The sequence below is a fragment of the Rhodoferax potami genome, assembly GCF_032193765.1.
Taxonomy (GTDB): Bacteria; Pseudomonadota; Gammaproteobacteria; order Burkholderiales; family Burkholderiaceae_C; genus Allorhodoferax; species Allorhodoferax potami.
This window is the reverse complement of record NZ_JAVBIJ010000001.1, coordinates 2000318-2019337: the sequence shown is the minus strand read 5'-3', so window position 1 is coordinate 2019337 and position 19020 is coordinate 2000318. Positions and strand designations below refer to the sequence as shown.

19 protein-coding genes are annotated in these 19020 nt (G+C 59.2%); 3 read left to right on the top strand and 16 right to left on the bottom strand.

Going from position 1 to position 19020, the window contains the following annotated elements; genetic code table 11:
• Nucleotide 1: 1 nt before the first annotated feature.
• The 16 genes from RAE21_RS09660 to RAE21_RS09585 all read right to left on the bottom strand — a co-directional run bounded on the left by RAE21_RS09660 (nt 2) and on the right by RAE21_RS09585 (nt 16140).
• Nucleotides 2-730 (bottom strand): phosphoribosylanthranilate isomerase, encoded by a 729-nt coding sequence (locus tag RAE21_RS09660; protein ID WP_313881165.1) that lies wholly within the window; start codon nt 728-730, stop codon nt 2-4.
• The gene (gene truA / locus RAE21_RS09655; RefSeq protein WP_313881164.1) at nt 727-1509 is read right to left on the bottom strand and encodes a tRNA pseudouridine(38-40) synthase TruA; all 783 of its coding nucleotides are present in this window, start codon (nt 1507-1509) and stop codon (nt 727-729) included. Before truA ends, RAE21_RS09660 begins: the two co-directional genes overlap by 4 nt.
• A gap of 43 nt (nt 1510-1552) precedes the next feature.
• The gene (locus RAE21_RS09650) at nt 1553-4066 is read right to left on the bottom strand and encodes a motility hub landmark protein FimV (protein ID WP_487392462.1); all 2514 of its coding nucleotides are present in this window, start codon (nt 4064-4066) and stop codon (nt 1553-1555) included.
• 270 nt (nt 4067-4336) lie between these two features.
• Entirely contained in the window at nt 4337-5467 is a 1131-nt protein-coding gene (asd, locus tag RAE21_RS09645) for an aspartate-semialdehyde dehydrogenase (RefSeq protein ID WP_313875614.1), read from the bottom strand.
• 298 nt (nt 5468-5765) lie between these two features.
• A complete protein-coding gene (leuB, locus tag RAE21_RS09640; protein WP_313875615.1) occupies nt 5766-6836 on the bottom strand; it encodes a 3-isopropylmalate dehydrogenase in 1071 nt (356 codons plus the stop codon).
• Between the two features lie 34 nt (nt 6837-6870).
• Nucleotides 6871-7521 (bottom strand): 3-isopropylmalate dehydratase small subunit, encoded by a 651-nt coding sequence (gene leuD, locus RAE21_RS09635; protein WP_313881162.1) that lies wholly within the window; start codon nt 7519-7521, stop codon nt 6871-6873.
• Complete coding sequence (locus tag RAE21_RS09630) at nt 7518-7646, bottom strand: entericidin A/B family lipoprotein (RefSeq protein ID WP_296508898.1); 129 nt, start codon at nt 7644-7646, stop codon at nt 7518-7520. The genes leuD and RAE21_RS09630 overlap by 4 nt, the downstream gene beginning before the upstream one ends.
• Before the next feature lie 19 nt (nt 7647-7665).
• Nucleotides 7666-9114, bottom strand: a complete 1449-nt coding sequence (gene leuC, locus RAE21_RS09625) for a 3-isopropylmalate dehydratase large subunit (protein WP_313881161.1) — start codon at nt 9112-9114, stop codon at nt 7666-7668.
• Between the two features lie 13 nt (nt 9115-9127).
• On the bottom strand, nt 9128-10042 hold the full coding sequence (locus RAE21_RS09620; RefSeq protein WP_313875619.1) for a LysR substrate-binding domain-containing protein: 915 nt from the start codon (nt 10040-10042) through the stop codon (nt 9128-9130).
• 257 nt (nt 10043-10299) lie between these two features.
• Nucleotides 10300-11610: a citrate synthase gene (locus tag RAE21_RS09615; RefSeq protein WP_313881160.1), complete on the bottom strand. Its 1311-nt coding sequence runs from the start codon at nt 11608-11610 to the stop codon at nt 10300-10302.
• Between the two features lie 10 nt (nt 11611-11620).
• Complete coding sequence (locus RAE21_RS09610; RefSeq protein ID WP_313875621.1) at nt 11621-11899, bottom strand: FAD assembly factor SdhE; 279 nt, start codon at nt 11897-11899, stop codon at nt 11621-11623.
• Between the two features lie 21 nt (nt 11900-11920).
• The gene (locus RAE21_RS09605) at nt 11921-12625 is read right to left on the bottom strand and encodes a succinate dehydrogenase iron-sulfur subunit (protein ID WP_296508893.1); all 705 of its coding nucleotides are present in this window, start codon (nt 12623-12625) and stop codon (nt 11921-11923) included.
• A 15-nt stretch (nt 12626-12640) separates the two neighbouring features.
• Nucleotides 12641-14431: a succinate dehydrogenase flavoprotein subunit gene (gene sdhA / locus RAE21_RS09600; RefSeq protein WP_313881159.1), complete on the bottom strand. Its 1791-nt coding sequence runs from the start codon at nt 14429-14431 to the stop codon at nt 12641-12643.
• A 23-nt stretch (nt 14432-14454) separates the two neighbouring features.
• Nucleotides 14455-14820 carry a succinate dehydrogenase, hydrophobic membrane anchor protein gene (gene sdhD / locus RAE21_RS09595; protein ID WP_313875623.1) on the bottom strand — a complete coding sequence of 122 codons (366 nt, stop codon included), beginning with the start codon at nt 14818-14820 and terminating at the stop codon, nt 14455-14457.
• A 25-nt stretch (nt 14821-14845) separates the two neighbouring features.
• The gene (gene sdhC, locus RAE21_RS09590) at nt 14846-15289 is read right to left on the bottom strand and encodes a succinate dehydrogenase, cytochrome b556 subunit (RefSeq protein WP_313875624.1); all 444 of its coding nucleotides are present in this window, start codon (nt 15287-15289) and stop codon (nt 14846-14848) included.
• 104 nt (nt 15290-15393) lie between these two features.
• The gene (locus tag RAE21_RS09585) at nt 15394-16140 is read right to left on the bottom strand and encodes a GntR family transcriptional regulator (RefSeq protein ID WP_313882692.1); all 747 of its coding nucleotides are present in this window, start codon (nt 16138-16140) and stop codon (nt 15394-15396) included.
• Between the two features lie 248 nt (nt 16141-16388).
• On the opposite strand from RAE21_RS09585, the gene RAE21_RS09580 reads away from it, so the two are divergent.
• From RAE21_RS09580 to RAE21_RS09570, 3 genes are all read left to right on the top strand, one after another.
• The gene (locus RAE21_RS09580; protein WP_087496903.1) at nt 16389-17375 is read left to right on the top strand and encodes a malate dehydrogenase; all 987 of its coding nucleotides are present in this window, start codon (nt 16389-16391) and stop codon (nt 17373-17375) included.
• Between the two features lie 75 nt (nt 17376-17450).
• Nucleotides 17451-18461, top strand: a complete 1011-nt coding sequence (locus RAE21_RS09575) for an HpcH/HpaI aldolase/citrate lyase family protein (protein WP_313882691.1) — start codon at nt 17451-17453, stop codon at nt 18459-18461.
• Nucleotides 18461-18994: a hypothetical protein gene (locus RAE21_RS09570; RefSeq protein ID WP_313881158.1), complete on the top strand. Its 534-nt coding sequence runs from the start codon at nt 18461-18463 to the stop codon at nt 18992-18994. Before RAE21_RS09575 ends, RAE21_RS09570 begins: the two co-directional genes overlap by 1 nt.
• Nucleotides 18995-19020 lie beyond the last annotated feature (26 nt).

Below are 19020 nucleotides of genomic sequence, written 5' to 3'. Positions count from 1 at the left end.
TTTACATTCCTGCAAGATGCCGGTCCGCCGCGCGCACGGCGGCAACGAACTGGCGGATTTTTTCGGGGTCTTTGATGCCCCTGAGGGGCTTGCCGTGAGCGTCTTCGGCTTCGACGCCGGAGCTCACGTCCACAGCCAGCGACTTACAGCGCGGCCGTACCGACGTGATGCCATCGCCCACGTTTGCACTGGTGAGTCCACCACTCAAGACGAGGTGAGCGTTGACGCTTGGAGGAAGAAGTGACCAATTGAATGTTTTGCCACCGCCACCGTAGCCGTCCACATGGGCGTCTAACAGAATGGCTTGGGCGTTCGAATAATCGTGGGCAAATTGTACGAGGTCAAACGCTTGTGCGTCGTCGCCCAGCGGAATCCGTGCGGCGCGCAGGTAGGGGCGGGCAGCGTCTGCGGTGGCCGTCTGGCATTCGTGTGCCGTTTCATCTCCATGAAATTGCACGGTAGCGCCGGCCACCATTGCGCAAGCAGCTCCTATTTCTGTAGCGTCTGCATTCACAAACAACAAAACAGGGGTCACGAAAGGGGGGAGTCTTTTGGCCAGTTCTGCTGCCCGCTCAGGCGTGACTGCGCGGGGGCTTTTGGCGTACAGCACAAATCCAATCGCGTCTGCGCCAGCGGAGACGGCGGCGTCAATGTCCTGCTCGCGGGTCAGGCCGCAAATTTTGATTCGGGTACGGGGGTAGGTGTCGGTGTGCGTGGTGCGTGCGTTCATGGCAACGCATCATACGCAGGCGTGCGGTCCGGTATGCCCCACTGGGGGTCATAGCGGGGGCCCAGAAAATACAAGCCGTCTGGAGAGAAGGTGGGTGCCGCCACCTTGCGGTTGCGGGCCGCCAGTACCTCGGCCATCCACTCCGGCGGTTTTTTGCCTTGCCCGATCTGCACGAGACAACCCATGATGTTGCGGATCATGTGATGCAAAAACGCGTTGGCTTCAAATTCAATGCGCCAGTAGGCCCCGCGTTTGTGCAGCTCGATGCGCATCAAGTTTTTGACCGGGCTCAGTGCCTGGCACTGGGCCGCCCGGAAGGAGCTGAAATCATGCTCGCCCACTAGAAAGTCGGCGGCCTGCCGCATGGCGGCTTCGTTGAGTGTGTTGAATGTCCAGCCCACGCGCCCCGATTCCACGCTGGGCCGTATTTGAGACTCCAGCAGCACATAGGCATAACGACGGGACAAGGCAGACGCCCGGCAATGAAAATCTGTCGTGGTTTGCACCGCCCATTGCACGGCGATGTCTTTGGGGAGATTGGCGTTCGTGCCGCGAATCCAGGAGTAGGTGTCGCGTTCTAGGAGGGTGTCAAAGTGCACGACCTGCATCAAGCCGTGTACCCCAGCGTCGGTGCGCCCTGCGCAGAGGGTGGATACGCGTTGGGCCGTAAACGTGCCCAAGGCGTGTTCCAACTTGTCCTGGATCGTCAGGCCGGAAGACTGGCTTTGCCAGCCTTGGTATCCCTGCCCGTTGTAACTAAGGCCTAAAACTATCCGCACGATATCCAGAACCTCGATGTCTCATTGCACAAAGCGCAGCCGCTTAGCTCAGCTGCGCCAGTGCTTTCTGTGCTTTGGCCCGCATATCTCCGGTCGCTTCCGCCACCACTTCTTCGATCAAGGCGCGTGCACCGTCTTCATCTCCGATAGAGATGAACTCTTCCGCCAGCGCAAGCTTGGTGCCCAGAGGATCGTCGCTCAGGTTGTCAGGAGCCGAGGTGGGGGCTTCTGTAGGGGTGCCCAAATCCATGGACAGAGACTCGAGGTCAAACTCCATCAAGCCACCATGTGCGGTAGTTTCAGCAGCAGGCTCCTCCACAGGTGCGGGGCTCGTCGCCTCAAAGCGCATCGGCGTGGAGTTGCCCGTGTCCAACGGAACTTCCAGGTCGTCGAGCGAAAGCGAAATTTCCGGCATTTGGCTGACAGGCTCAAAACTCGGTGGCACCGTGGCCGGCATGTCGTCCGAAAGATCAAAATCCATGTCCAGTGAGTTACTGGCAGTCGACTTGGGTTCGGGCTGGCTCGCAATGGCCGTGCCGGTCACGTCGCTAATCGCGCTTGCTGCCGGCTCGTCGTCCAACGAAAAGTCGAGGTCTAGGTCGAGGTCCACGCCGCCCGCTGTCGCGTCGAGTTCTGCGTGTGCAGACTGTGGCACTGTGTTGTCGCCAAACGTCGAAGCCACGGCAGCGGCCGCAACCGCACCGGCAACCGGCATGGCGGGGATTCCACCCGGCTGGTACAGCGGATTGCTAGGGTCAATGCTGAGGCCCATTTCGCAAATGCGCGCCCAGTCGTTGCTTTCCGAGCCGGTGAGTTTGAAGGCTTGAGTCGCAGTGCTTTCAAAGCTGCGTGTGTCGCGGCGTTTCGCAAAAATTTCCAAGAGCTTGGTGTGGATGGCCAGTCGACCCGGGTTGGAGCGTACTGCTTCCTTCAAGATCTCTTCAGCTTGCAGATCGCGACCATAGGCCAGATAAACGTCTGCCTCGGCCACAGGATCCACGTCGTCGGCTGCATCCAGTTGACTGGCGGAGTACACCATCGAGGACGCGCTGGCCGAGCCGTTTTGGTTGGTATCCACACGCTGACCGCCGCTTGCACCAAAAAATGAATCCGGTTGCAGGCGGCTTTCCAGGAACGAGCTATCAATTTGAGCTGCATTCTTTTTGCGCTGACGCAAGCGGTACAAGCCAAAGCCACCCAGCAACGCAAGCAGGCCTGCTGCTCCGACGGGAATGGCAGGGTCCTCCATCAGGGTGTCCAGTAGCGTTGGCTCGTCGACGGTTGGTATTGGCGCAGGGGCCGCCATTTTTGGCGGTGCGGCAACAGTTGCGTCAGACGCGACAGGTGCCGGGACAGAGGCGGCCGCCACTGGAGCAGAAGCTGCTGTAGTCGGAGCTGCACTTGCCGCTGGTTCTGGCGGGGTGACCGCGGCCACCGGCACGGCTGGTGCTATGGCAGGAGTCGGGGTGCTGGCCGCAACAGCTGGCGCTGCAGCGGGAGGCGGTGTTGCTTTGTCTTTCAGCTGGTTGAGCTGGCTGATGGTTTTATTCAGTTCGGCTGCGCGTGCTGCGGCATCTTTTGCCTCGCGCTCCAAGGCAATCTTGGCTTCATCCGGTTTGGTGTTGATGGCGCCTTTGGACAGCGTCAGTTTGTCTGGCGCGGGTGCTGCCGGCTTCTTTTCATCCACCGTGGTGTCGATGCTGCCGCTGGCTTTGCGGTCAGCCGCGCTGACATTGGCTTGCGGAACGCTACCTGCCAAATTGCGTCGGAAATCGTTGAAATCTTTGCTCTGAGCCAAGACCGTTTTGCTGGCCTCTGCTGTGGATATGCTGGTGGCCTCTTGCGCTCCGGGCAGTGCCATAACCGCACCGGCACGCACACGATTCAGGTTCCCGTTCACAAAGGCATCAGGGTTCGAGCGCAGCAGGGCTACCAGCATCTGGTCCAGCGAGACGCCTGCAGGCTTGTTGGCGATGGCAATCTTGCTGGCGGTGTCGCCAGACTTCACGGTAATGCGACCATTCTCAGCATCAGGGGCTTTGGCTGCTGGAGGCGTTGCAGCCACTGGCGGCAGTGCCCGGGGAGCAGGCGCTGGGCGAACTGGCGCCTCATTACTTGGTCTGGGGGTTGGCTGTGGGGTCGTTGCAGGCACCGAGGGGGCTGGTGCTATTTGCGCAAGTGTTGGTGCAGGTGCCGTCTTCTTGAGGCTTGGTGGATCCAAGAGCAAGGTGTAGTCGCGCACAATGCGACCGGAGGACCAAGTGGCCTCCAGAATCAGGTCGACAAAGGGGTCATTGACTGCACGGTCGCTGGTAAGTCGCAAGTAGGCTTTACCGTCTGCCCGGCGCGCCAATCTGGCTTGTAAGCTGGTGAGGGCTGGGCTGTACTCCAGCCCGGCAGCGGTGAACGCCTCTGGCTGGGCCACTGCCGCTCTCAAAGAGGAGGCCTCTTCGGCGGTAATTTCAGGGATTTCCACTTCGGCTCGCAGGGGCTCACCGAGTGCGGACTGCACAGTCAAGCGCCCGAGTGAAAGCGCATACGCACCGGATCCCGACAAGCTGAGCAGCGCGAAAGATGCAGCTGCGACAGCCGTCCTCTGCCAACGATGTGACTTAACGATCAATTTAAAGGCCTCCGGTGCTCAGGGGGAGCTGCGATGTACTTCTCATTTCCCAGGCCAACGCCTGAGCTAGAAAACAAAAAAGTACCTTAACATCAATATCTTAGGCAGACAAGCTAAGGAAGCGCTTAACTTCCAAAGCCCGTCTAGAGGCCCTATTGTCGCTGTGACGCTTGTTGCCTTGCGACAACGAAGCGTAACTCTCTGTTACGCGTCCAGCAAGATGCGCAGCATCCGACGCAGGGGTTCAGCCGCTCCCCACAGCAGCTGATCGCCGATGGTGAAGGCACCCACGTATTCAGGCCCCATCGCCAGCTTGCGGATACGGCCCACGGGAATCGTCATGGTACCGGTCACTGCCACGGGTGTCAGATCCTGAATGGTGGCTTCACGGGTGTTGGGCACCACTTTGACCCACTGGTTGTCGGCCGCGATCATGGCTTCGATGTCTGCCACGGGCACGTCTTTTTTCAGCTTGAAGGTGAGGGCTTGGCTGTGGCAGCGCATAGCGCCCACGCGTACGCAGAAACCATCCACGGGGATCGCGGAGCTGCCGAAGCCTTCGCCCATGCCCAAAATCTTGTTGGTTTCGGCCATGCCTTTCCACTCTTCTTTAGACATGCCGTTACCCAGATCTTTGTCGATCCAAGGAATCAGGGAGCCGCCCAGTGGCACGCCGAAGTTGGCGGTTTCAGCGCCGGTCAGTGCGCGTTGCTTGGCGATGACCTTGCGGTCGATTTCCAGAATGGCGCTCTTGGGGTCGTCGAGCAAAGCTTTCACTTCCGCGTTCAGGGTGCCGTATTGGGTCAGCAGTTCGCGCATGTGTTGTGCGCCGCCGCCAGACGCAGCTTGGTAAGTCTGGGTGCTCATCCATTCGACCAAGCCAGCCTTGTACAGTGCGCCCACACCCATCAGCATGCAACTTACGGTGCAATTGCCGCCCACCCAGTTCTTGCCGCCTTTGGCGAGAGCGTCCTTGATGACGGGCATGTTGACCGGGTCGAGAATGATGACCGCATCTTTTTCCATGCGCAGTGTGGAGGCTGCGTCGATCCAGTGGCCGTTCCAGCCGGCTGCGCGCAGCTTGGGGAACACCTCAGTGGTGTAGTCGCCGCCTTGTGCGGAAATGATGATTTCGCAACGCTTCAGGGCGTCGATGTTGAAAGCGTCTTGCAGCGTGGTTTCGTTTTTGGCCCAAGCCGGTGCTTTGCCACCCGAGTTTGAAGTGGAGAAGAAAAGAGGTTCGATCAAGTCGAAATCCTTTTCCTGTTCCATGCGATCCATCAACACTGAGCCGACCATGCCGCGCCAGCCGACCAAACCTACCAACTTGCTCATATCAACGCCCTTTCAATGTAAACAAACGATGCCCGACCTGGGCTGTTTGCTCCGGCTCGTCTGGCCGGGGGGCGCACGACGATACCGGAGCTGGATCAGCCCTTAATGGTCGTGGTTTTGGAAATGATTGCGCGCGCGGCCATGACTGCCATGGAGGCAGTCAACAAGTTCAAAGAGAAGGGGCGGGCGGCAAACATGGATTTATTGTAGCGCAAAACAAGAATTTTTTGCTCCGCGCGGACTGAAATGATTTTGAAGTGCGAGGCGATATTGCGTGATATCGCCTCGCATTCCGGTCTTATGCCAGAGCCTTCAGCACGGCATCGCCCATTTCTTTGGTGCTGACGCGTTGGGTGCCTTCACTGTAGATGTCGGCCGTGCGATAGCCTTGCGCCAGTACCTTTTGCACAGCCGCTTCAATGCGCTGTGCGGCAGCTTCCTGGTTCAGGCTGAAGCGCAGCATCATGGCGGCACTCAGGATGGTGGCCAGCGGGTTGGCGATGCCTTTGCCGGCGATGTCCGGTGCGCTGCCATGGCTGGGCTCGTACAGACCCTGGTTGCTACTGTTCAAGCTGGCAGAAGGCAGCATGCCGATGGAGCCGGTCAGCATGGAGGCTTCGTCTGACAAGATGTCACCGAACATGTTGCCGGTGACCAGCACGTCAAACTTCTTAGGCGCTTTGACCAGTTGCATGGCGGCGTTGTCCACCAGCATGTGGTCGAGTTCCACGTCGGGGTACTGCTGGCCGACTTCGACCATCACGTCTTTCCACAGCTGTGAGGTTTCCAGCACGTTGTTTTTGTCGACACTGGTGACGCGCTTGTTGCGCTTCTGGGCTGCCTGGAACGCGACGTGTGCAATGCGCTCGATCTCAGGGCGGCTGTAGCGCATGGTGTCGAACGCTTCTTCCGCACCGGGGAAGTGTCCATCGGTGGCGATGCGGCGGCCGCGGGGCTGGCCGAAGTAAATGTCGCCAGTCAGTTCACGGATGATGAGGATATCCAGGCCCGCAATCAGCTCGGGCTTGAGGCTGGAGGCGCCCACGAGCTGCTCGTAGCAGATGGCAGGGCGGAAGTTGGCAAACAGGCCGAGGTTTTTGCGTAAGCCCAGAATGGCCTGCTCGGGGCGGAACTGGCGCTCGAGCTTGTCGTACTTCCAGTCGCCTACGGCGCCGAACAACACGGCGTCGGCTTCCTTGGCCAGCTTGAGAGTGGCTTCGGGCAGGGGGTGGCCGTGGGCATCGTAGGCGACGCCGCCCACCAAGGCCGTTTCCATTTCCAGAGGGAGGGCCAGCGCGTTCAATACCTTGACTGCTTCTGCCACGATTTCGGTGCCAATGCCGTCACCCGGCAACACTGCAATTTTCATGATGTCCTTTGAATACTATGAATTTGATAGCTGCTCACGCAGACATCGTGTGGGCTAGCCACGGTTTTGTTGCCAAACGCTGGGCTTCGAAGGCCTTTATTTTGTCGGCATGGCGCAGGGTCAAGCCAATGTCGTCAAAGCCGTTGAGCAAGCAGTACTTGCGGAAGGCTTGCACCTCAAACGGGATCTCTTCACCCTGCGGCTTCACGATGACCTGGCGCTCTAGATCAATGGTGAGCTGATAGCCGGGGAAAGCCAATGCTTCGTTGAACAGCTGGTCCACCTGCGCTTCGCTCAGCTGGATCGGCAGCAGACCGTTTTTGAAGCAGTTGTTGAAGAAGATGTCTGCGTAACTGGGCGCGATGATGGCGCGAAAGCCATATTGGTCAATCGCCCAGGGCGCGTGCTCGCGGCTGGAGCCGCAGCCGAAGTTTTTGCGGGCCAGCAGGACCGAGGCGCCGGCATAGCGGGGCTGGTTCAGCACAAAGTCCGGGTTGGGTTTGCGGCTGGCTGGGTCCTGGCCGGGGTAGCCCGCGTCCAGGTAGCGCCACTCATCAAACAGATTCTGGCCGAAGCCGGTTTTGCGGATGGATTTGAGGAATTGCTTGGGGATGATCGCGTCGGTGTCGACGTTTTCGCGGTCCATGGGCGCAACCAGCCCTTGGTGAACGGTAAAGTTTTTCATTTCTTGGCAGCGCCTTCAATTTTTTCGCCTGCTTTTTGCAGGTCCTGACCCATGCCTTTGACCGTGTTGCAGGCAGACAGCAACAGCAGGGTCGCGGCGCATGCGGCGATAAGTGCGGTTTTCATATTCAGTCCTTTCAATGGGTCAGGCGAATTTGCGGATGTCGACAAAGTGGCCGTGGATGGCAGCAGCAGCAGCCATGGCGGGGCTCACCAAGTGGGTGCGGCCACCGGCACCTTGACGACCTTCAAAGTTGCGGTTGCTGGTGGAGGCGCAACGCTCACCGGGCTCGAGGCGGTCGGCGTTCATGGCCAGGCACATGGAGCAGCCGGGCTCGCGCCACTCAAAGCCGGCGGCCTTGAAGATCTCGTGCAGGCCTTCGCGCTCGGCCTGTTCTTTCACCAAGCCGGAGCCGGGCACGACCATGGCCAGCTTGATGTTCTTGGCTACTTTCTGGCCCAGCTTCTTCACCACGGCGGCGGCCTCGCGCATGTCTTCGATGCGGCTGTTGGTGCAGGAGCCGATGAACACCTTGTCCACGAACAGATCGTTCAATGCCTTGCCGGGCTCCAAGCCCATGTAGGTGAGTGCCCGCTCAATGGCGCCACGCTTGTTGGCGTCCTTTTCCTTGTCCGGGTCCGGCACGATGGCGTCCACGCCCAGCACCATTTCGGGTGAGGTACCCCAGGTGACTTGCGGCACGATTTGGGTGGCGTCCAGCTCGACCACGGTGTCGAAATGCGCGCCAGCGTCGGAGTGCAGGGTCTTCCAGAAGGCAACCGCTTGGTCCCATTCCACCGCTGCGGCTTCAGGGGAAGCTGCGTTGGCGCCGGGTGACAAGGGGCGGCCCTTGACGTACTCGATAGTTTTTTCATCCACGGCCACCAGACCGGCGCGGGCGCCGGCTTCAATGGCCATGTTGCACACGGTCATGCGGCCTTCCATGCTCAACGCGCGGATGGCGGAGCCGCCGAATTCGATGGTGTAGCCGGTGCCGCCCGCGGTCCCGATTTTGCCGATGATGGCCAGCACAATGTCTTTGCCGGTGATGCCAGGGGCCACATGGCCTTCGACCTTGACCAGCATGTTCTTGGCCTTTTTGGCCAGCAGGGTTTGCGTGGCCATGACGTGCTCGACCTCGCTGGTACCGATGCCGTGCGCCAGTGCACCAAATGCGCCGTGGGTGGAGGTGTGGCTGTCACCACAGACCACCGTCATACCCGGCAGGGTGGCGCCGTTTTCAGGTCCCATGACGTGCACGATCCCTTGGCGCTTGGACAGGAAAGGGAAGAACGCGGCAGCACCGAATTCCTTGATGTTGCTGTCCAGCGTGGTGACCTGTTCTTTGCTGGTCGGGTCGGTGATTCCGTCGTAGCCCAGCTCCCAACCGGTGGTCGGGGTGTTGTGGTCGGCGGTGGCTACGATGGAGCTGATACGCCAGACTTTGCGACCTGCTTCACGCAGCCCTTCAAACGCCTGAGGGCTAGTCACTTCATGGACCAGATGGCGGTCGATGTAGAGGATGGAGGTGCCATCGTCTTCGGTGTGGACGACGTGGTCGTCCCAGAGTTTGTCGTAGAGCGTGCGTGCCATGAGGTTGCTTCCTTTAGAGATTTGATTTTAGGTGGTCGACCAGCAAGCGCGCGCTGCGTGGCAGGGTCGAGAAGTCGCGGGCCACCAGCTCAATGTGCCGGTGCGCCCATGGGTCGGTAAGGGGGACTGCGGTCAGCGTACCGGTGCTGTGCATCAGCGCAAAAGCCCGTTGGGGCATGACCCCCACGCCCAAGCCGTTGTGGATCATGCGGCACATGGCGTCCAGGCCGGTGACCTGAATGCGTAGCTTGATGTTTTGTCCCAGCGCCGCCGCTGCCTGCCGCATCGCCGTGTAAATGGAGCTGTTGGAGTGCAGGCCCACGTGGTCTAGAGCCAAAGTGTCGGCGAACGCCACTGACGATTCGCGCGCCAGCGCGTGGGTGCTGGGCACGATCAGGACTAATTGGTCCTGGCGGTAGGGCAGCGTCTGCAACTCACCCGCGCCATCTGCGGTGTTGCACACGCCGAAATCGGCGGCGCCCTCCTGCACGGCGCGGATGACTTCGCTGCTCAGGTGTTCTTCAAGGTCAATCCGGATGCCTTGGTGTGCGCGGATAAATGCGCCCAGGTCTTCCGGAAGAAACTGCACGGTAGCCGAGATGCTGGCATGCACCCGCACTTGGCCGCGCGCTCCGTCGGCGTATTCATGCAGCTCGGTGTGCATCCGATCTAAGGTGAACAGCACGCTGCGCGCATGGTGCAGCAAGCTTTGTCCGGCGGGAGTCGGGTGCACGCCGCGGGAGTGGCGTTGCAGGAGCGGACTGCCCAGGGTTGCTTCCAGATCGCTCAAGCGCTTGCTCAGGGCCGAGGCTGCTATGAACTCCCGCTCAGCAGCCTTGCCAATACTTCCGCACTCGCACACGGCCACGAACATCTGTAGCGATGCGAGGTCTATGCGGCGGGAAAAGTGACGGTCCTGAAGGAGCATGGTGTTGAGACATCGCGTTACTCGATGTCTATTCATATTTTCCCACTGCTTTGAGTGTTTGTCATCGCAATTGGCGATGCCAAGGGTCTTGGAAGGGCACGTGGACAGGCTGCTGAGCATTACCCAGTTGGTGGGGATGGATGGGTGCTATTATTTTTATATCGTCATACGCAGTCTCTGTTTGGGCTAGCACCCCAAAAGCCATAAAAAAACCCCGCGACCCTTTCGGGTGGCGGGGTTGATGCGCAGGCTAGGGCTTAGCGCTGGTCGAGCGGCTTGACGTCGCGCTTGACGGAACCGGTGAACAGCTGGCGTGGGCGGCCGATCTTGTACTCAGGGTCGCCGATCATTTCGTTCAACTGGGCAATCCAGCCAACGGTACGAGCCAATGCGAAGATACCGGTGAACAGGTTCACAGGGATGCCGATGGCGCGCTGCACGATGCCGGAGTAGAAGTCCACGTTGGGGTAGAGCTTGCGCTGGACGAAGTAGTCGTCTTCGAGGGCGATCTTTTCCAACTGCTTGGCCAGCTTGAACAGCGGGTCGTTTTCCAGTCCCAAGGCTTCCAGCACTTCATTGCAAGTCTCTTGCATGAGCTTGGCACGGGGGTCGTAGTTCTTGTACACGCGGTGACCAAAGCCCATGAGCTTGACGCCGGAGTTCTTGTCCTTGACCTGTTCCATGAACTGGCCGACCTTGGACACACCGCCTTGACGCTGGATGTCTTCCAGCATATTCAGGCAGGCTTCGTTCGCACCGCCGTGGGCAGGGCCCCACAAGCAAGCCACACCGGCTGCGATAGCAGCAAAGGGGTTGGTGCCGGAGGAACCGCACAGGCGAACGGTGGAGGTGGACGCGTTTTGTTCGTGGTCTGCGTGCAAGATGAAGATGCGGTCCATCGCACGTTCGATTACGGGGTTGACCTTGTACTCTTCGCAAGGAGTGCCGAACATCATGCGCAGGAAGTTGCCGGAGTAGCTCAGGTCGTTCTGCGGGTACATGAAAGGCTGGCCTACGCCGTACTTGTAGGCCATAGCCACGAGCGTAGGCATCTTGGCGATCAGGCGGATCGCTGCAATTTCGCGGTGCTCAGGGTTATTGATGTCAGTGCTGTCGTGGTAGAACGCAGACAGGGCGCCCACCAAGCCGGTCAACACAGCCATAGGGTGTGCGTCACGGCGGAAGCCACGCAAGAAGAACTGCATCTGCTCGTTGACCATGGTGTGGTTGGTCACAAGTTTGTGGAAGTCCACGCGCTCTGTGGCGTTGGGCAGTTCACCCTTCAGCAAAAGGTGGCAGGTGTCCAGATAGTCGACATTGGTGGCCAACTGCTCGATGGGGTAGCCGCGGTACAGCAATTCACCCTTGTCGCCGTCGATATAGGTGATGCCGGACTGGCAAGAAGCGGTTGAGAGAAAACCGGGGTCATAAGTGAACATGCCGGTCTGGGCGTAAAGCTTGCGGATGTCGATCACATCCGGTCCGATGTTGCCCTGGTAAACGGGCATTTCCACGCTGGGGCTGCCGTTACTGAACGACAGGGTGGCTTTGTTATCAGCTAGTTTCATCTTTCGCCTTTCAGAGAGGTTCTCTCAACATTTTCAAAACTTCATGGACGTCTGCGCGATCGAGGGCAGCGTCCACCTGCAACAGCGTTTTTCGTGCCAAGTGCACGTCGAGCAAGTCGTTGTCGCTCAGGTCCATGAGCGCAGACAGGGCGTCGGCATGGCGAACCGTCAAGGTGTCGCTGTACCGGCGGAAAAAGCGCTCGATGAACAAGTCGTTTTCCAGCAGACCGCGACGGCAGCGCCATTGCAGTTTGCTCAAACCTCGTTCATCGATTTTTTCGTCTGTCATGCGCGTTTACCGTAGCTTGCGTTAAACCGCACGCAGAACCATCATTTCCTTGATCTTGCCGATGGCCTTGGTGGGGTTCAATCCCTTGGGGCAGACGTCGACGCAGTTCATGATGGTGTGGCAACGGAACAATCGGTAAGGGTCTTCCAGGTTGTCCAGGCGCTCACCGGTCGCTTGATCGCGGCTGTCCGCAATAAAGCGGTAGGCCTGCAGCAAGCCTGCTGGGCCAACGAACTTGTCGGGGTTCCACCAGAAGCTGGGGCAGCTGGTTGAGCAGCTGGCGCACAAGATGCACTCGTACAGGCCGTTGAGCTCTTCGCGCTCTTCAGGCGACTGCAGGCGCTCTTTTTCGGGCGGCACGGTGTCGTTGATCAAGTAGGGCTTGATCGAGTTGTACTGCTTGAAGAACTGGGTCATGTCCACGATCAAGTCGCGGATCACGGGCAGGCCGGGCAGGGGTTTCAACACAATCTTGCCAGGCAAGGTCAGCATGTTGGTCAGGCAGGCCAGACCGTTTTTGCCGTTGATGTTCATCGCGTCCGATCCGCACACGCCTTCGCGGCAGGAGCGGCGGAAGGAAATGGTCGGGTCAATGGCCTTGAGCTTCATCAGGGCGTCCAGCAGCATGCGTTCGGAGCCATCGAGTTCGACCTCGATGTCCTGCATATAGGGCTTGGCGTCCTTGTCCGGATCGTAGCGATAGATGGAGAAAGTGCGTTTGGTCATGATCTTGATCTCGCTTTAGAACGTACGAACCTTGAGTGGCACCGAGTCCACGGTCAAAGGCTTCATTTGAACCGGCTTGTAAGAAAGGCGATTGCCTTCGCTGTACCACAGCGTGTGCTTGTGCCACTCTTTGTCGTTACGGCCGTTGGGGTGCTCGGCTGTATCGCCGTAGTCGTCCACCGTGTGGGCGCCGCGGCTCTCGTGACGCGCAGCGGCGGACACGATAGTTGCTTCTGCTGCCTCGATCAGGTTTTCCACCTCGAGGGCTTCAATACGTGCGGTATTGAAAACCTTGGATTTGTCCTTGAGGTTGAGCGCCTTGACCCGTTCGCGCAGTTCAGCGATTTTGACCACGCCTTCGTCCATGCTCTTCTGGGTGCGGAACACGCCAGCGTGTTGCTGCATCGAGGCGCGCAGGTCGTTGGCCACGTCTTGCGCGTATTCGCCGCTCTTGGCGTTGTCCAAGCGGGACACACGCTCGAGGGTGCGGTCTGCAGCGTCTTTGGGCAGAGGCTTGTGCTCTTTGCTGCCCTTGATGTAGTTGACGATGTGGTTGCCGGCTGCACGGCCGAAGACCAACAAGTCCAACAGAGAGTTGGTACCCAGGCGGTTGGCACCGTGCACCGAGACGCAGGAGCATTCGCCCACTGCGTACAAGCCGTTGACGACCTGGTTGTGCACGTCGCCGTTTTGCACCACGACCTGACCATTGACGTTGGTGGGGATACCACCCATTTGGTAGTGGATGGTGGGCACCACAGGGATCGGCTCTTTGGTGATGTCGACGTTGGCGAAGTTCACGCCGATTTCGTACACCGATGGCAGGCGCTTGTGGATGGTTTCAGCACCCAGGTGGTCCAGCTTCAAGAGCACGTAGTCCTTGTTCGGGCCGCAGCCGCGGCCTTCCTTGATTTCCTGGTCCATGGAGCGGGACACGAAGTCGCGCGGGGCCAAATCTTTCAGGGTAGGCGCATAGCGCTCCATGAAGCGTTCGCCGTTGCTGTTCAGCAAAATAGCGCCTTCTCCACGGCAACCTTCGGTCAGCAACACGCCCGCACCGGCCACGCCGGTGGGGTGGAATTGCCAGAACTCCATGTCTTCCAACGGGATGCCAGCGCGTGCTGCCATACCCAAGCCGTCGCCGGTGTTGATGAATGCGTTGGTGGAGGCGGCAAAGATGCGGCCTGCGCCACCGGTGGCCAGCAAAGTGGTTTTGGCTTCCAGAATGTGGATATCGCCAGTTTCCATCTCCAGCGCCGTAACACCGACCACGTCGCCTTCCGCGTCGCGGATCAGGTCAAGGGCCATCCACTCCACGAAGAAGCTGGTTTTGGCTGCCACGTTTTGCTGGTACAGCGTGTGCAACATGGCGTGGCCGGTACGGTCAGCCGCTGCGCAAGCGCGTTCCACGGCCTTTTCGCCGTAGTTAGCGGTGTGGCCGCCGAAGGGGCGCTGGTAAATCGTGCCGTCAGGGTTACGGTCGAAGGGCATGCCCATGTGCTCCAGGTCGTACACGACCTTGGGGGCTTCACGGCACATGAATTCGATAGCGTCCTGGTCGCCGAGCCAGTCGGAACCCTTCACGGTATCGTAGAAGTGGTAGTGCCAGTTGTCGTCGTTCATGTTGCCCAGGGAGGCACCGATGCCGCCTTGCGCTGCCACGGTGTGGGAGCGGGTGGGGAACACTTTGGACAGCACTGCCACGTTCAAACCGGCGCGAGCCAGTTGCAGGGATGCGCGCATGCCGGAGCCGCCGGCTCCCACGATGACGACGTCGAATTTGCGTTTAGAAACGGAGTAAGACATGAATTAGTGCCTGTTGGAAGGGATCAGAGACGCCACAGAACTTGGATAGCCCAGCCGGCGCAGCCAACTAGCCAAACGATAGAGAACACCTGCAAGGACAAGCGGATAGAGACCGGTTTGACGTAATCCATCCAGATGTCACGCACGCCTACCCACACGTGGTAGAGCATGGCGATGATGACCGCAAAGGTCAAAAACTTCATCCACTGCGTGGAAAAGATGCCAGCCCATTTGTCGTAACCGATAGGGCCTTTGGACAAGAGCACTTGCGCCAGCAAGACCACGGTAAAAAGTGCCATCAGCACCGCGGTGACGCGCTGAGCCAACCAGTCGCGCAGGCCGTAGTGAGCGCCAACAACGACGCGTTTGGATCCGTAATTAACTGCCATGAAGTGGTTCCTTTTTAGTTGTTGCTTAGTAAACGCCGAACAGCTTGAGTCCCAAGGCCAGCGTCAGCAAGCTGCCCAGGCTCAGGGTCACGATGGCGGAGCTGCGACCGAACTCTTTGCTCACTGCGTGGTTGATATCCATCCACAGGTGGCGCACGCCAGCGATGAAGTGGTGCAAATAAGCCCAGATGAGGGCCAGAGCTACGAGTTTCATGAACCAGCCGGGGATAAAGCCCACGCCGAGGCTAAACACACTGGTGAACTTTGCAAATGAGATTTCCGAGGATACGGAGGTGTCGAACATCCAGATAATGAGTGGCATCAGGATAAACATGATGGCGCCGCTGATCCGGTGGAGGATCGATACCCAACCCGCCGGAGGGAGGCGATACGTTGGGAGGTCGCTGAGCGCATTGATGTTGCGGAATTCAGGCCGCGCGCGTTTGGAGGAGGAGTTGAGCTCAGTCATGGATGGGCTTTCTTGGATGTAACGTGTTTGTAATTCTGGAAATCGCAGGCCAAAATTCTATTGCACCGCACCAATCTGACATTGGTCTTTCATGGTGCAACGCATCAATTTAGCGCATTTCGATAGTAGTGTGTGTCGGTCAGGTACAAGCCCCGACGGAGCTCCATGGGTAAATCGTTGTATGTGAACGCAGTTCGCTCCACGCTCAATAATGGCGTTTGAGCACCGGTTTGGAGCAGCCCGCGCTGTTCCGGATCGGGGAGGACTGCTTTGATTTTTTCTTCCGCCCGCACCATGCGGACGCCGAATTCTGTTTCAAAAAGCGCATACATCGCGCCGTTGTAGCTGTTCAGTCGCTCTGCCGTCAGCCCTTTGAAAGGACCGCCGGGGAGCCACAAATCTTCCAGAATGGTGGGTGTGCCGGCAAATGACAAGACCCGCCGCACTTGAAGTACCGCGTCTCCCGCCCGGAGCGACAGTGCGCGCGCGACATCCGCCGTTGCACGGGTGCGTTTGCAGTCAATGATGCGGCGCTCGGCCGGGCCTTCATTGGCTTGCTCGCCGCCTTCGGGTACCAGTCGCAGAAACCGGTACTGGGTGTGGCGTTCGGCATGGGTGGCCACAAATGTGCCTTTTCCCTGGCGGCGCACTACCAGGTTCTCTGCGGCCAGTTCGTCGATGGCTTTGCGCACTGTGCCTTGGCTCACCCGGTAGCGACCGGCCAGTTCTTGCTCGCTGGGGATGGCGGTACTGGGCTTCCATTCGCCGCTCTGCAGGCTTTGGAGAATGAGCGCTTTGATCTGCTGGTACAGCGGGCTGAAAGCCGGTGTGACAGCCGGGCCCGGCACCATGCCCTGATCGGCAGTCGCGCCAATGGCGCTGTCGTTCGATGGAGGGGTGTTTGCGGGCATGTAGAGGGCGTGAATGTCAGCTGCGAGTCAGACTCAAAATAGTCCCTAATCATATCTTATATAAGACATAAGACAAATTGACTGGGCGTCAAATTCGAGGGTAAACTCGGAGGCAATCTGCAGCGCAGCATGGCTTGTTGCGGGCGCTGCTTAGTCGCCGTTTTCTCAACACTTCCTGGAGTTTTACCATGAGCAAGAAACCCGTCCGCGTTGCCGTTACAGGTGCAGCAGGTCAAATCGGTTACGCACTTCTGTTTCGCATCGCCTCTGGCGAAATGTTGGGCAAAGACCAGCCCGTGATCTTGCAATTGCTGGAAATCCCCGACGAGAAGGCCCAGAACGCGCTTAAGGGCGTGATCATGGAGTTGGAAGACTGCGCATTCCCGCTGTTGGCTGGTATCGAAGCCCATTCCGACCCCATGTCCGCATTCAAGGACACCGACTACGCATTGTTGGTCGGTTCCCGCCCACGCGGCCCCGGCATGGAGCGTGCTGAACTGCTGGCCATCAATGGCGCCATCTTCACCACCCAAGGCAAGGCACTGAACGCGGTGGCTTCCCGCAACGTCAAGGTGCTGGTGGTGGGCAACCCTGCCAACACCAACGCCTACATCGCCATGAAGGCTGCGCCGGATCTGCCAGCCAAGAACTTCACCGCCATGCTGCGTCTGGACCACAACCGCGCTGCCAGCCAGTTGGCTTCCAAGACCGGCAAGGCCGTGGCGGACATCGAGAAATTGGCCGTTTGGGGCAACCACTCTCCCACCATGTACGCCGACTACCGTTTCGCCACCATCGCTGGCCAGTCTGTGAAAGACATGATCAACGACGAAACCTGGAACCGCGAAACATTCCTGCCCACCGTGGGCAAGCGTGGTGCAGCCATCATTGCTGCACGTGGTTTGTCCTCCGCAGCATCTGCTGCCAACGCGGCTATCGACCACATGCGTGACTGGGCTTTGGGCACCAACGGCAAGTGGGTCACCATGGGCATTCCTTCCAACGGCGAATACGGCATTCCCAAGGAAGTCATGTTCGGTTACCCCGTGACCTGCGCGAATGGCGAATACAAGATCGTCGAAGGCCTGGAAATTGACGCGTTCTCGCAAGAGTGCATTAACAAGACCTTGGCTGAACTCCAAGGCGAACAAGACGGCGTGAAACACTTGCTGTAATCCTTGGCCCACGCACCGGCGCCCACCGTGAAGCACCCTCGCGACATCCTTTTAGGTGCGCAGGGCGCTGCCGGCATGTTGCCGGTGTGTGACCATTACAGCGGTGTAGAAGCCCGCATGGTCAAGAGCCTGCAGCTGCAGGCGGACATGACCCAAGAGTTCGGCGCTTGCGTCTTTGACGTTACGCTGGACTGCGAAGACGGTGCGCCCGTCGGCGGCGAGCTGGACCATGCCAATATGGTTGTAGCCCTCGCCAAGTCTGCGCAAGACACTCCTGATTTGATAGCAAATGGCTTGCACCGTCGTGTAGGCGCGCGCTTGCATGCTGTCGACCATTCTGCGTTTTTGCAGGATGTTGAGTGTGTGGTCGGTGGTGCTGCCCACGCTTTAAGTTACATCATGCTGCCCAAGGTGGAGTCCGCAGCGGATGTTGATGTCGCGGTGCGAGCCATGGATGCCCTTGGCGCTAATGCCGCTGCAATTCCCTTGCATGTATTGATTGAGTCGCCGGCAGCCGTGCATCGCGCTTTTGAGATTGCCGCTCACCCGCGCGTCCAATCTATCAGTTTCGGTTTGATGGATTTTGTGTCCAGCCACGGTGGCGCCATTCCCGCCTCTGCGATGGGTGTGCGCGGCGCATCCGATGCGGCCACCTTGGACCAATTTCACCACCCCTTGGTGGTGCGCGCCAAAACAGAGATCGCCAGTGCCTGCCATGCCTTCGGCAAAGTGCCGTCGCACTGTGTGGTGACGGAATTCAAAGACGTTTCCGCTCTGGCCCGCTCTGCGCGCTTTGCGTCTCAAGCCCTGGGCTACACCCGGATGTGGAGCATTCACCCCGATCAAATCCGCCCCATCGTGCAGGCTTTTTCGCCTGACCGTCGGGCAGTGGACGAGGCGGCCCGTATTCTGGAAGCGGCAGCCGCTGCGCAGTGGGGCCCCGTGTCGGTGGGGGGGGTGCTACATGACCGGGCGAGTTACCGGTTTTTTTGGCAGTTGTTGGAGCGGGCGCACGCCACAGGCGTCGCGCTGCCGGACACGGTTGCCGCCTACTTTGTGTCTTCTTCCGTTCTGGAGGTGATGTGATGTTCCTGCGTCGTGCGTTGCTCGCTTTTTGGGGTCTAGGGTTGGTTGCCGCAACGGGCATGGCTTGGGCCAACCCTGTGGTCCGGGATGTTGCCGCCAAGCCCCCGGCGGGAATGTCGCCCGGAAAAATGCAATCTAAAGCAGTGCCCCTCACAGACGAGCAAATGGCGCTGGTTGGCGGTGTTACCACCGGGCAGTTGCCTTGCGAGTTGGCCCAACGGGTTTCGGTCCGTCCCCATTCGGCATGGCCGGGGCATTTTGATGTGCAAGCCGGCGCCCACAAATTTGTCATGGTGCCCGTGGCTACCACCACTGGTGCCATTCGTTTAGAAGATGCAGCCCGCGGTGCGGTGTGGCTGCAACTGGCCAACAAGTCCATGTTGATGGATCAGCGCAAGGGCCGCAGACTCGCCGATGCCTGCATGAGTCCGGCGCAAGAAGCCGTTGCACTGGCGATGCAGCAGAACCCAGCCCCCCACTTGTTGGACCCTGCGCTCGCGCCTGGCGGTCCGGAGTTGAGTGCTACTAAATAAATAGCAGCCTGCGCATATTTGGCGAG

Coding starts and splice junctions, on each gene's coding strand:
- RAE21_RS09660 (WP_313881165.1), bottom strand. CDS start 730: ATGAACGCACGCACCACGCACACCGACACCTACCCCCGTACCCGAATC.
- asd (WP_313875614.1), bottom strand. CDS start 5,467: ATGAGCAAGTTGGTAGGTTTGGTCGGCTGGCGCGGCATGGTCGGCTCA.
- leuB (WP_313875615.1), bottom strand. CDS start 6,836: ATGAAAATTGCAGTGTTGCCGGGTGACGGCATTGGCACCGAAATCGTG.
- leuD (WP_313881162.1), bottom strand. CDS start 7,521: ATGAAAAACTTTACCGTTCACCAAGGGCTGGTTGCGCCCATGGACCGC.
- RAE21_RS09630 (WP_296508898.1), bottom strand. CDS start 7,646: ATGAAAACCGCACTTATCGCCGCATGCGCCGCGACCCTGCTGTTGCTG.
- leuC (WP_313881161.1), bottom strand. CDS start 9,114: ATGGCACGCACGCTCTACGACAAACTCTGGGACGACCACGTCGTCCAC.
- RAE21_RS09620 (WP_313875619.1), bottom strand. CDS start 10,042: ATGCTCCTTCAGGACCGTCACTTTTCCCGCCGCATAGACCTCGCATCG.
- RAE21_RS09615 (WP_313881160.1), bottom strand. CDS start 11,610: ATGAAACTAGCTGATAACAAAGCCACCCTGTCGTTCAGTAACGGCAGC.
- RAE21_RS09610 (WP_313875621.1), bottom strand. CDS start 11,899: ATGACAGACGAAAAAATCGATGAACGAGGTTTGAGCAAACTGCAATGG.
- RAE21_RS09605 (WP_296508893.1), bottom strand. CDS start 12,625: ATGACCAAACGCACTTTCTCCATCTATCGCTACGATCCGGACAAGGAC.
- sdhA (WP_313881159.1), bottom strand. CDS start 14,431: ATGTCTTACTCCGTTTCTAAACGCAAATTCGACGTCGTCATCGTGGGA.
- sdhD (WP_313875623.1), bottom strand. CDS start 14,820: ATGGCAGTTAATTACGGATCCAAACGCGTCGTTGTTGGCGCTCACTAC.
- sdhC (WP_313875624.1), bottom strand. CDS start 15,289: ATGACTGAGCTCAACTCCTCCTCCAAACGCGCGCGGCCTGAATTCCGC.
- RAE21_RS09585 (WP_313882692.1), bottom strand. CDS start 16,140: ATGGTGCCGGGCCCGGCTGTCACACCGGCTTTCAGCCCGCTGTACCAG.
- RAE21_RS09580 (WP_087496903.1), top strand. CDS start 16,389: ATGAGCAAGAAACCCGTCCGCGTTGCCGTTACAGGTGCAGCAGGTCAA.
- RAE21_RS09575 (WP_313882691.1), top strand. CDS start 17,451: ATGTTGCCGGTGTGTGACCATTACAGCGGTGTAGAAGCCCGCATGGTC.
- RAE21_RS09570 (WP_313881158.1), top strand. CDS start 18,461: ATGTTCCTGCGTCGTGCGTTGCTCGCTTTTTGGGGTCTAGGGTTGGTT.